The sequence below is a fragment of the Paenibacillus sp. FSL R7-0345 genome, assembly GCF_038595055.1.
In the GTDB taxonomy this organism is placed as follows: domain Bacteria; phylum Bacillota; class Bacilli; order Paenibacillales; family Paenibacillaceae; genus Paenibacillus_AQ.
On record NZ_CP152002.1, the window covers coordinates 1,676,063 to 1,689,013 of the forward strand.

Below are 12,951 nucleotides of genomic sequence, written 5' to 3' on the forward strand. Positions count from 1 at the left end.
TCATCGTGTAAACAACCTGATCAGGAATTTATGCCTTTGGCATGAACGCCGTACTCATCGCTTTTTTGCTGGATGTACTGGTTACGCTCGGCGTCAAGCTTTTCAATGCCCAGCTTCTTTAACTGCTCAATCAGTTCATTGTACAGCTGGTTAAACTCATCGTCGGTTTTGGCCATCACGATCTTGGCAATCTGCGCTTCTTTGTAAGCCTTGATCTGCATTTCAAGATTGGCGTTGTCGCTGTTGGCAGGGAACAGATCGGCCGGCAGCTCCAGGGCGGAACTGTCATAAATATGAGTCTGTTCATCTTTACCGTAGGCTGCCTGCACTTTATTGGCTGTTACGGCTTCTTTGTCCGTTTCCTCTGTAGGAGGCTGCTGCACCGAATAGGAGAAGGTAGTGTGATGGAACGGCCAGATTGCGCTGACGGCTGTATTCATATAATCTGCAGCGTCCTTCAGCCCTTTTTCGGTTTTGACCAGTAATCCTTTGTCGTCAAGAGTGTAATGCTCCCCTTCAAAGCCGTAGATATGCAGCATCATTCCTTCCTTGCTGGTCATATAGCTGAGCCATTTAGCGAGCTTCTCAGGGTATTTGGTATCTTTGGAGATCAGTGTTTTCATCCAGCCGCCGCCGGCACGTTCGCTCTTGTCCAGTGTCGGGATTTTACCGCTGGAGGGCAGGATAGGCCCTTGGGATTGCCAGTAATCGTTAAGCTGGAACGAGGTATTGGCGGTATTTCCGATAAAGGTGAAGACCCGCCCGGAGGCGACATCGGCCTTAACTGCGGCATTGTCGACGGTCATCTGCCCCGGCTCAAAGTAACCGCTGCGCATCGACTGGTTCAGGAAAGACAAGGCGTCTTTCGTTTCGGGAGCAAGGAGCAGGTCCCTGTAGCTTCCGTCTTTATCGACAACCATCGCACCGAAGGTGTTCTGGAGGAACTTGAGTGTGCTGTCCTGGTAGCCCTTGCCGTCAACCAGCAGCGGGATCACCGGTGCGCCGTCCACCTTAAGGTTTTTGGCTTTATCATAAGCGGCCAGCAGGCCCTCTTCGGTACGGATATCTTCAAGCGTCATACCGATCTGCTCCAGAATGTTTCCGTTGACCATAATGCCCAGATTGGAGGCGTAATCGACCAGGTCAACGTAGAATTCACCGGATGGGGGATAGACACTGCGGGCATCTGCCGAATTGATATGGCTCGGGTAGGAATAAAAGCCGCCGTCGCGCTCTTCGATGACTTCCTTTACGTCAGCAGGGAAGTCTTTAAGAATGTGCGATTCCGGATCGTATTTGGTCAAAAACTCCTCCAGGTCCCAAACCTTGCCGGATTGAATCAGCTTCTTGACCATCACATCATTCGTAACCGTCAGAACGTCCGGGAAATCCTTGCCGGATACGAGCATCAGATTCAGCTTCGTATCGCCATCCTGGGCCGGGATGTTAAATTCAAAGCTCAAGCCGGTCGCTTCTGAAATTGCACCTTGTACCGATTTCGGGTCCGTATTCCAGGTGGCCGGCGGATTCCAGAAATCAATGCTGGAGAACCAGACGGCCTGATCCAGCTTTCCGCTGTCCGCTCCGGCTGAATCAGGTGATGGTGATGCGGCATTGCCTGCATTGCCGGTACTAGAACCGGAGTTGCCGCATGCTGTTACCAGCAGTGATAAGGCTAATAAACCGCTTAGTACCAATGGTTTCATTCTTTTCATTTCTCTTTAAACCTCCCCGTTTGTTGTAATGAGGCATAAGACAATTCTTATGCTAAACGTTCAGCCGTCCAGGGCATAGGGCTGGAGTTTGCTGTTTTGGTGTTTTGTTCACGGATTGAATCCGCTTTCACAGCTTGCGGTATTTGCTTGGGGTTACACCGTAATGTTTTTTGAACAGCTTGTTGAAGTGAAAATAATCCTTGTAGCCGGTACGCTGAACGATCTCCTGGACCGACAGCTCCGGATCTGCGAGCAGCTGGCGGGCCAGCTGCAGACGCTTGGCTGCCACATATTCTGTATACGTTGAACCGGTTTCCCTTTTGACAAGGGCGCTTGCATATCCGATGCTCAGGCGGAAGTTCCGGGCAACCTCGCTCAGCAGCAAATCCTCAGTAAAGCTCTCATCGATATAATCCAGCACCCGCTTCGCAAGCCCGCTCGGATTAACCGCCGGTTCTCCGGCTGCATTTTCGAATCCTGATGCAATGCGGGCGAACAGCTCTTCAAGGGTGCAGTGCTGGCGTGCAATATTCTCATAGGTCAAGGGCTCAGGGCCTGAGTCCCATGAAGAACCGCAGTATTTGTAATACAGGCTGACAATCTGATTGTAGACGATGGCAGCTTGATCGGCCGGCAATAGACAGCTTCGGCAAACAGCGGCTATGGAGGCGGTATCTGCGGCAATGTCGTCCATATTCCGTTCTTTAATGGATACCTCCAGCCGGAGCAGCGTTTTGCGCAGATCGGCGGGAGGCGAAACGGGCTTGTAGCGCAGCACCTGTTCTGTCCGGTATAAGGCAGAGCTGAACAGCGCAATATCAGCCTCCTGATGAAGGCGGGCGAGCAGAGTCTCCGGCAGGCCCTGACTGCTGATACCAGTCCACTCGGCATATTGCAGATGATCTGAAATATAAGTCAGGAGATCCAGCGGGTGGTTGTCCTCGTCGTACATGAGCAGAATGGACAGCTTATTGTGGCCTGTACGCAAGCGGAGCTCCTGAATGTGCCCGGCCGCTGCAGGGCTGGTCAAAGCCGGCCAGTCAGCGGAGGCTTCCGCAAACAGGCAGTTGATGAAGCGGAAGTGCGGGAAGCTGGTAGAAAGTTGCCTGTTCTCCATGAATCCGGCAATGGTGATACTGTTATCCGGGTCGAGCAGCTCGAACAATTCATCAAGAAGCAAATCCAGCTCTCCTGCAGCAGGCTGCTTCCTGGCATCGAGGTACTCACCTACCCGTTTGGCTGTGTCCTCCAGCTGGTCCTGCTCCACCTGCTTGAGCAGATAATCAAATGCGCCGTAACGGATCGCCTGCTGGGCATAGCTGAAATCCGCATATCCGCTGATCAGCACAACCTGGGTGGAGAGACCGCTCTTCTGTATATGCTCCAGCAGCTCCAGGCCGTCCAGGCCGGGCATCCGGATATCTGAAATAACCAATTCCGGCTGTTCCTGCAGGACACGCTGCCATGCGCTGGCCCCGTCATAGGCTTCGCCGATGACCTGAAAGCCGAGACTCTCCCAATCTATCAGCTGTGAAATGCCGTAGGCGACCCAAGGCTCGTCGTCAACGATCAATACTTTTCTCATCGTAATGCTCCTTTCGTCTCATCCACGGAGATATGAACGGGAAAATCCAGCGTTACAACCGTCCCCTGCACCGGTCCTGCTTCAATCCGGAGTGCTGCCTGTTCACCATAAAACAGCTTGAGCCGCCGGAAGCTGTTAGCGAGGCCGATTCCGGAGTCCTGCGGTCCTGTACGGTAATCGCCGGTTAGCTCTGCCTGCCGCAGGAAGGACTGGAGTTGCTCCAGCTTGTCCTGCGGGAAACCAGCTCCGTCATCAGCGACAACCGCCCGTATGGCGTCCGGATGAATCCGGCTCAGCGTAACAGTAACCGTGCCGGGCTCGATTTTACGCTCAAGGCCATGGAAGACAGCGTTTTCAACTAAGGGCTGCAGCAGCAGCTTTAGTGTCCTCACCTCGTATAAGCCTTCTTCCACCTCAAAAGCGATCCTGATCTTTCCCCTGAACCGGAAGTCAATAATCCGGGCGTATTCGTGCAGGTGGGCGACCTCTTCCCGGAGGGTCACAAAGTTGTCCCCCTTCACGGAGTATCTGAACAGTCTCGATAAGGATGCGGTGATCTCAGCAATGTCGCCTGCTTTGTGGTAAAGGGATAAGGCCCGGATGCTTTCCAGCGTATTATACAGAAAATGAGGGTTGATCTGGTTACGGTAAGCGGTAATTTCCATCTGCTTGCGGTCCAGCTCAGATTCATACATTTTACGCTGGGCATTCTGTACGTCATTGCCCAGCTGTACAATGGAATCCAGCATATGGTTGATGCTAGTCCCGAGCACACCGATTTCATTATGGTAGCTGTTACGGAATCTGGCCTGTCCGCCACTGCGTGCATAAGTATTAACGAATTCCAGCAGAGCGCGTATAGGCCGCAGCAGCTGGAAATAGAACAGCAGCAGAAACAGCAGGAACACCAGCGAAATAACAGCATAGGCAACGACGTTCAGCCGTTTGACCAGATCCAGTTCGGACAGCAGCTCTGCCCGTGGGATGTCACTGACAATCCTCCAGCCGTTGGCCAGTGTTTTTTTGAGCACAATATACGTTTTACCGGAGCTATGCTGATCTACATCTGCCAGGACGCGGGCATCAGGCCCGTCAGAGCCGGTTATGATACGGTCCCGGTCATCGGTCAGGAACAGGCGTGAATGTTCGGTCAGCTTCGATTTGCTCAAGACAGAGGTGAAGTTCTTGACGTCCATAAAAAATACGCACATCCCGCGGTAGTCCTTGAGCACCCGGTTATTCTGCAAATTGTACACGGGTACTGAAATGGTATAGTAGGTTGTTCCGGCCTGATCAGAAGCGCCCAGCTCATACTTCATTTCATCCACCGAACGCAGCTGGACCGGAGCGAATGGTTTACCGACACTGGTGGCGAGCTCCCCTTCCCGGTTATAAAGCTGAATCCCCATAACCTCCTCCTTCAGGGCAAGGGTGCTGGAGAACTCGGCAACGATTTCCGGATTCATCAGAATCTTTGTGAGCGGATCGTCACTGCTTAAATAATTTTGCAGGATCGTGCTGTAGAGCAGGGAGTAAGAGATACCGTCCATGTCCTTAAAAAAGTTGGCCAGTGTCTCCTCCACCTGCAGCACAATTTTGTCAGCCGAGTCCGCAACCTTCTTTTCCACCGTCCGCTCGGCAATTTTATTGGATACAGCAAAAGAAACAAGCACGATAATAAACGTCAGGCCGATTAAATAGAGCAATTGCCTGAATAAGCCCGCATTGTGAAATGGATTGCGCATAGGTCCCCTCCCGGCGATTCTTGGACATATCATAACTTATTCTTTATTGGTCCGCATAAAAAGCTTGAAAAACACTATGGATTACCCGGTAGGATTTTCTCTTATACAATGGGCTGCTGCTTGTGGGATGCAGGTAAAATCAGTAAAATGTCAAAGAGGTTATCTGAAGTATATTGTGTGAAATGCCATTAGCTGGGATGATAAAGGTTGCATGGGAAATATGATATGCTCTACAGAACGGATGTCAGGAGGAATAGAGTTGAGCAAATACTTGCTGAAGCTGCTTGCCTATAGTCTGGTGCTGGGCATCCTGCCTACTGTCATTATCGGCTTCGCCTCCTATTCTACAGCTTCAAGGGATATGGAGACGAAGGTCAAGGAAATGAATATGCAGTGGCTGGATCAGACGCAGATGCGTGTCGAGCAGATTCTCAGAACTACAGAGAAATCGGCTACCCAGTTTGCCAACTCCTCGCTTGTCAGGGAATCCATAAGCAGCCCGTTATCTTCATATAACTTTGAGGCCGTCCGCCAGCTAACCAAGGAGCTGTATAACCTGCAGTCCAGTGATGCCATTATTACGCAGGCGTACCTGGTCAGCCTGGAGCAGAACTGGGCGCTGGGCCTGAATGTAATGAAGCCGCTGGATCAGCTGGAGAACTATCAGGAATTTGTAGGAAATGCCAGACAGCCGAAGAGCATCTTCTGGTATACAGGGGTATCGGCTCCCGGTACAGAAGATTTATACGAACCAGTGAAAACGATTACATTAGTACATAAAATCCCTATCCTGCCGCGGACCAATGAACCGCAGGGGCTGCTGGTCGTGAGCATTGTTTTATCTGAGGTCCAGGATGTCATGCAGCTGTCCTCCAACGTATCCAGCCGGAATTATATTCTGGACCGGACGGGGGCGGATATTCTGGCTGCCGGACCGGATAAGGCCAGATATGCAGAGATTAACAGCGAGGTGCTTGACCGGCTTAACTCTGATACGAAACGGCCGTCAGGAATATTGAATACGAAGCTGGACGGAAAAGAAGCGGCTGTCATGTACCGTTCCTCCGGCTATAACAGCTGGACCTATATCTCGGTGGTGGATATCGGGGAGATCAAAAAGGATACGCGGAAAATAGCCGGATTTACCATTCTGGTATGTCTGACTATCCTGCTGATTGTCGTTACTTTAGCTTTGTATGGAAGCCGCAGAATGTATTTGCCTATCCGTAATCTGCTTAAGGTGGCGCGGACCTACGGGGATTCCGATTCAGACCAGCGTACCCCGCGCAGCCGGGATGATCTTGAATACATCAAGTCGAGTTTTCAGTCCCTTGCCGGATCACGGGACCAGCTGGAGAAGCAGATGATGGGCCAGACCAGCCATCTGAAGGAATATTTTGTGTTAAAGCTGCTCACCGGCCAGATCAGCGAAAACGACTATTTATTCCGCTCAGACAAATACGGCTTTCCTGAAGGCTGGAAGAGTCTCGGGGTGCTTGCCCTGCAGATTGATAATCTGCAGGAGACCCGCTGCCGGGAAGAGGACCGTGAGCTGCTGCTCTATGCGATCAGCAATATTGCCCAGGAGGTGCTGCCTGCCTCGCTCCGTTTTCCGCCGATCACGCTAAACAGTTCTCAGGTTACGCTGATTGCTACAGATAAGGAAGACAGGGAGGCGGTCAGAAAGATTCTGTATGAGGCTGCAGAGTGTATTAAGCTAAATGCCGAGAAGGTGCTGCAGATTAAGGTGAGCATCGGAATCAGCAATCCGTATGTCCAGCTCACAGATACCGTCTATGCCTATGCGGAAAGCCTCAATGCCCTAAAGGCGCGGATCAGCCTGGGACCGGAAATGATCATTCATTACGGCGATACCGGCAACCATGCAGCAGACAGTCATTATGAATACTCTCATCTGAAAATTCTGGAGGACCGGGTAATCTACGCCATCAAGGAAATGCAGCCGGACAGCGCTTCTGAGCTGCTGGGCCAGTATCTGGACACCCTCGTCCATAAGGACCGCCCGCTGTATGAGCATCAGACCATGCTGCTGCAGCTGGCCTCCGGCATCCTGCGGATCGCCCAGGAGCAGGGAATTCCGGTCAAGCAGGTGCTGGAGGGTGAGAGCAGCCTGAGAACCATATTTCAGCTGCAGACCCGGGAGGAGATTATTCACTGGTTCGAATCCAGACTGTTCAGGCCTCTGATCAGGCTGCTGACAGACTGCTCCAAAATCCAGTACGTTAAAATTGCCGACAGGCTGGTGAACCTGATTCATGAGCAGTACGATCAGGATATTACCCTGGAAATGTACTCGAAGCTGCTGAGCTATCATCCGGTGTACTTAAGCCGTATTTTCAAGCGGGAGATTGGGATCTCGTTCAGTGATTATCTGACGGATTACCGGATGAAGATGGCCAAGGAGATGCTGGAGACGACGGATATGAGGATAGCGGAAATCAGCGAGAAAATAAAATACAAAAATATCAGCTCCTTTATCCGCAGCTACAAAAAAACCTATCAGATTACCCCGGGCCAATACCGGGAGAATATGATGAATGGAGCCCAGGAATGAACATGAATGTCTGCCGTGGTATAGCTATCCTGTTGTTGACGGCTGTTCTTGCCGGCTGCGGACCTGTGGATGGAAACACAGCCAAATCCTCCGGCCCGGATCGATTCTATCTTTCCATAGGCGCCACCTTGATCGGTGAGCTGCCGCCCAACAATAATGCAGTAGAGCAGGCTATCGAAGCTTATACGGACACCGAGCTGCAGATTGACTGGATTCCGATGTCTGCCTATGATGACAAGCTGAGGCTGATGATTGCAGCAGGAGAGCTTCCCAAGCTGGTTAAGCTGGGCTATACACCGGACTATATAAGCACGATCAGAGCCGGCCAATTCTGGGAGCTCGGGCCGCTTCTGAAGGATTACCCCCATTTATCAGTGCTGGACAGCGAGTACTACAGCAATATCTCGGTGGAAGGGCGGATCTATGGGATCCCCATTGTCCGTGATCTCGGCCGGGCGACCATCCAGTACCGCAAGGACTGGTTCGATAAGCTGGGCCTGAAGGTTCCGGTTACGCTGGAGGACTGGTACACTGTCGTGCGCGCGATGACCTTGGAGGACCCTGACGGGAACGGAAAGCAGGACACTTACGGCATGGTGCTGGATAAAAGATTCAACCAGGATGCCAGCTCGATGCTGACCCGGATTTCTGTATCCCAGGGCGGGCCGAACAAGTGGCTGGTGGAAAACGGCAAATTTATTCCCGAATTCCTGACCGGGACCTTTTATGAAACCATGCAACTATTCAGAAGGCTGTACGCGGAGAAGCTGATTAATTCTGATTTTGTAGTTATCGATAATAATGAAACCTCCAGAATCTATGATTCAGGTCGTGCAGGCATCCAGATCTCCGGAGGGAACGTCCAGAGCTGGATGGATAAATTAATCAAGACAGTGCCGGACGCGAAGGTGGATGTAGCCTTTCTTGCCGGACCAGCAGGCAGCCGTCTGCCGGGTGAGCCGGGCAATGCCGGATTCTTCGCAGTTCCCAAGGATTCTGTAAAAACACTGGAGGAGGTCAGGCAGATCCTCGAATTTCTCGACAAGCTGTTTGAGCCTCCGATGCAGACTGTAATTACAAGAGGAATTGAAGGCCGGCATTGGTCTGACCAGGGAGATTATGCCGAAATTACGGACCGCACGCTGGATCTGAGAGAGGTGAAGCCGTACCGGGATCTGCTGCCCAATCTGGCAGAGTATCAGCGTTCGATCAAGCCCGTCCGTCAGCCTGAGCTGTACCAGAAGAATCAGCAGATCGGCAAAATGAACAGGGAATATACCGTAGAGAATCCGGCCCTGACACTGGAGTCGGACACCTATAGAGAAAGAGGCAAGGAGCTGGAGACCATTATTCTGGATGCCGAGACCAAATTCATTATGGGCATGATTGATGAGGAGGGCTGGCGGGCGGAGCTGGCCAAGTGGCAGGCGGCAGGCGGCACTCAAATGTGTCTTGAATATGAGCTGGCCTACAGCAGCAGGGCGGCGGAATAACCGGCGGGTTGAGATCACAGATCTCACCCGTTTTTTTTGTTTATATCACGCTGTAGCCATGGTTATCTGAAATCAACGGTAAAGGATATATGAAGGCTATTGCAGGCTTCTGAATCACCGGAAAGCCTTATGGACAGCGGCCGGACAGCCGCAGCGATTAACAGGTTGCCCCGGCCTTATAGCCGGTCACGGCAAACTGAAATAAGATGGGGCCAGAAACCAAACAGGACCATAAGGAGGTTACAAAAGGTGAAGCAGAATGTCTCAACTTCTGCAGGGATGCCCGGCATTAAAGCCCCCAGAGGCAAGGCGGGTACCCTGCTGCGGGATATTATCCGGGACAAGTGGCTGTATCTGATGCTGCTGCCCGGTGTCATCTATTTCATTATCTTTAAGTACGTCCCGATGTACGGGGTATCGATGGCTTTTATGGATTATAAGCCGTACACCGGTTTTCTGGGCAGCCCTTGGGTGGGCTTCAAGCATTTTGAACGGTTTTTCTCGGAGCCGCAGTTCGGCATGCTGTTCCGCAATACGGTTATTCTGGCGGTCTACAATCTGGTGTTCTTTTTCCCGATGCCGATTATCCTCTCTCTTATGCTTAATGAGGTTAGAAGGGCTAAATTCAAAAATTTCGTGCAGACCCTGATCTACATTCCGCACTTTGTATCCTGGGTCGTGGTTGTCGGGATTTTCTATATTCTGCTAACAACGGAGAATGGGATTCTGAATGAGCTGCTTTATCGGATTACCGGCGAAAAAATAGCCTTCCTGCTGGAAGCGGAATGGTTCCGGACGATGATTATCACCCAATCGATCTGGAAGGAAATCGGCTGGGGAACGGTTATATTCCTGGCTGCCCTGGCCGGAGTCGATCTGCAGCAGTATGAAGCGGCACGGATTGACGGAGCCAGCCGCTGGCGCCAGCTGTGGCATATTACACTGCCGGCGATACGCAGCACAATCATCATCCTGTTTATTTTGCGGCTGGGCAATTTCCTGGATTCCGGGTTTGAGCATATCTTCCTGATGATTACGCCGACCAACCGCGAGGTGGGGGAAGTATTCGATACCTACGTGTATACCAAAGGGATGACCCAGGCCCAGTACAGCTACAGTGCGGCGGTCGGATTGTTCAAATCGGCAGTAGGGCTGGTCCTGGTATTAGGGTCCAACTGGCTGGCCAAAAAATTCGGAGAAGAAGGGGTCTACTGAACCCGCTGGATGAACAAGGAACGGAGGAGGAGTATTCTACTATGCTTCAAGATAAAACCATCGGTAACCGGATTTTTGACATTATCAATTACACGCTGTTAATTCTGATCGCTCTGGTCTGCGTGCTGCCCTTTGTATATGTGCTGGCGGTTTCCTTTACCAGTCCGGCAGAAGTCGCGAGGGGCGGGTTAATTCTGTGGCCGAAGGAATGGTCACTGGCCTCATACCGGTATATTTTCTCAACGGATACGCTGTTCCGCAGCATGCTGGTGTCCATCTACATTACGGTAGTGGGGACTTTCATCAACCTGCTGTTCACTTCACTTATGGCCTATCCGCTGGCAAAAGCAACACTCAGAGGCCGCCAGTTTATTCTGCTTGCTGTACTGTTCACCATGCTGTTCGGCGGGGGCATGATTCCTACATACTTCGTAGTCAAGGCGATGGGGCTGACGAACAGCCTGTGGTCGCTGATGATTCCGAATGCGATCAGTGCCTTTAACCTGATTGTGCTTAAAAATTTCTTTCAGCAGATTCCTGACGGCCTGGAGGATTCGGCACGGATCGACGGCTGCACCGATGTAGGCGTGCTGTTCAGGATTGTGCTGCCGCTCTCGATGCCGGCGATGGCTACCTTTGGACTGTTTTATGCGGTCGGTCACTGGAACCAGTTCTTCAGCGCCATCCTGTATATCAACGACAGCCGGCTGTACCCGATTCAGGTGCTGCTCCGCCAGATCGTAATTTTGGCACAGGGCAGTATTGGTGACACCTCGATTGATAACTTAGAGATTCAGCCGCTGACCATACGGATGGCCGTCATCGTGTTTGCTACCGTTCCTATTCTGCTGGTCTATCCGTTCCTCCAGAAGCATTTTGCCAAAGGGGTAATGCTCGGATCGGTCAAGGGCTAAGAGGGCTAAGGATGCTTGAAAGGCAGTAAACAGGCTATGAATGCCTGTAGCTCCTGATTAAACGGGCGTTACAGGCTTACCATAGAAATTTCTACAACCGGAGGGGTTAGGTTAATGAAGAAAAGAATGGCGTTACTAATGGGAGGCGCGTTACTGGCCACATCTGTATTGTCGGCATGCGGCAGCAAAAATGAGCAGAATGCGGCGGGCGGCAATACGGATGCGGCTAAGGGTAACACGAATGCACCTGCTGTGGAGGACACTTCACCGCTGGAGCTGTCCATTGCCGTACACCAGGCCGCTGAGGCGCCTGCCAAGGGAAATCCGATGGAGCAGGCTATTGAGAAATATACAAATACCAAGCTGAGTATCCAGTGGATTCCGAATTCGGGCTATGACGAAAAAATTAACGTTATGATTGCCTCGGGAGAGCTTCCCAAGATCCTGAAGGTCAGCTATGTTCCAACCATTATCAGTGCCATGCAGGCTGATGTGTTCTGGGAGATTGGACCTTATCTGAAGGATTATCCGAACCTTGCTGCCCAGCCTGAGACTTACTATAACAATATTAAAGTGGACGGAAAGCTATATGGACTGCCGGTATTCCGCAGTGTAGGCCGTGCTGTTCTGCAGTACCGCAAGGACTGGTTCGATGAATCCGCCCAGAAGGTTCCAAAGACGCTGGATGAGTGGTATAACGTGCTGAAGGCTGTAGCGGAGAATGACCCGGACAAGAACGGGAAGAAGGATACCTACGGAATGATGCTGGATAAGAACTACAATCAGGGTGTAGCTTCGACCTTAACCAGATTTTCTGTTATGCAGGGCGGCCCGAATAAATGGGAGGCCGATGATCAGGGAAACTTCACTCCTGAGTTCATGACCGATGTATTTAACGATACTCTGGATCTATTCAGACGACTGTATGCCGAGAAGCTGATCAATCAGGATTTTGCTGTAACGGATGCCCAGACCATCGATAAGGCATATGAAGCAGGCCGGGTAGCTATGCGCATCTCCGGGGGCAATGCCCAGACCATGCAGACCAATCTGGTGAAGGTCGTGCCTACCGCCGTTATGGATGCGGTTGCACTGGAAGGGCCTGGCGGAATCCGTGTTCCTGCCGAGAGCGGAAATGCCGGAATATTAGTATTGCCGAAGTCCTCTGTTCAGGATGAAGCGGAAATGAAACGGGTGATGACGTTCCTCGACCAGCTGCTCGACAAGGAAATGGTCAATCTGATCAATAAAGGGATCGAAGGGACGCATTACTCAGTAGAAGGGGATTTTACCATTCCACTGGATAAGGATGCTGATGCCAAGGAAGTGAAGCCTTACCGGGATACCCTGCTTCAGCGCGGGGAGTCCTATAACATGGATAAGCCGATGAAGCAGACAGAGCTGTTCCAGAAGAACAATAAAATAGTAGCAGACAACGAGCAATATGTGGTGTCCAATCCGGCCCTTACGCTGATCTCGAATACCTATACAGAACGCGGAAGCGAGCTTGAGCAGATGATTACGGACGCGGAAACCAAGTATATCATGGGCAAAATTGATGAAGCAGGCTGGAACGCCGAAATTGAGAAATGGAAGCAGGCCGGCGGCAGCAGCCTGATGGAAGAGTATAAGGAAGCGTATCTGAAAAACAAATAAGATTTGCCGGCTGGAGTAGAACCGTCTTATGAACCTGGAAAGGAAGTCAGACG

General features: G+C 51.5%; 8 protein-coding genes. 5 read left to right on the forward strand and 3 right to left on the reverse strand.

Going from position 1 to position 12,951, the window contains the following annotated elements; all coding sequences use genetic code 11:
* Positions 1 to 20: 20 nt before the first annotated feature.
* From NST84_RS07170 to NST84_RS07180, 3 genes are all read right to left on the reverse strand, one after another.
* On the reverse strand, positions 21 to 1,715 hold the full coding sequence (locus NST84_RS07170) for an extracellular solute-binding protein (RefSeq protein ID WP_342564918.1): 1,695 nt from the start codon (positions 1,713 to 1,715) through the stop codon (positions 21 to 23).
* 127 nt (positions 1,716 to 1,842) lie between these two features.
* Entirely contained in the window at positions 1,843 to 3,300 is a 1,458-nt protein-coding gene (locus NST84_RS07175) for a response regulator (RefSeq protein WP_342564919.1), read from the reverse strand.
* On the reverse strand, positions 3,297 to 5,045 hold the full coding sequence (locus NST84_RS07180) for a histidine kinase (protein WP_342564920.1): 1,749 nt from the start codon (positions 5,043 to 5,045) through the stop codon (positions 3,297 to 3,299). Before NST84_RS07180 ends, NST84_RS07175 begins: the two co-directional genes overlap by 4 nt.
* 259 nt (positions 5,046 to 5,304) lie before the next feature.
* Here NST84_RS07180 and NST84_RS07185 point away from each other — a divergent pair, with 259 nt between their 5' ends.
* The 5 genes from NST84_RS07185 (at position 5,305) to NST84_RS07205 (ending at position 12,898) form a co-directional block, all read left to right on the forward strand.
* On the forward strand, positions 5,305 to 7,620 hold the full coding sequence (locus NST84_RS07185; protein WP_342564921.1) for an AraC family transcriptional regulator: 2,316 nt from the start codon (positions 5,305 to 5,307) through the stop codon (positions 7,618 to 7,620).
* Complete coding sequence (locus NST84_RS07190) at positions 7,617 to 9,113, forward strand: extracellular solute-binding protein (protein WP_342564922.1); 1,497 nt, start codon at positions 7,617 to 7,619, stop codon at positions 9,111 to 9,113. The genes NST84_RS07185 and NST84_RS07190 overlap by 4 nt, the downstream gene beginning before the upstream one ends.
* A gap of 279 nt (positions 9,114 to 9,392) precedes the next feature.
* The gene (locus tag NST84_RS07195; RefSeq protein WP_342566368.1) at positions 9,393 to 10,328 is read left to right on the forward strand and encodes a sugar ABC transporter permease; all 936 of its coding nucleotides are present in this window, start codon (positions 9,393 to 9,395) and stop codon (positions 10,326 to 10,328) included.
* A 41-nt stretch (positions 10,329 to 10,369) separates the two neighbouring features.
* The gene (locus NST84_RS07200) at positions 10,370 to 11,242 is read left to right on the forward strand and encodes a carbohydrate ABC transporter permease (RefSeq protein WP_342564923.1); all 873 of its coding nucleotides are present in this window, start codon (positions 10,370 to 10,372) and stop codon (positions 11,240 to 11,242) included.
* Between the two features lie 114 nt (positions 11,243 to 11,356).
* Positions 11,357 to 12,898, forward strand: coding sequence for an extracellular solute-binding protein (locus NST84_RS07205; RefSeq protein WP_342564924.1), 1,542 nt, complete (start codon positions 11,357 to 11,359; stop codon positions 12,896 to 12,898).
* The last annotated feature ends 53 nt before the right edge of the window (positions 12,899 to 12,951 follow it).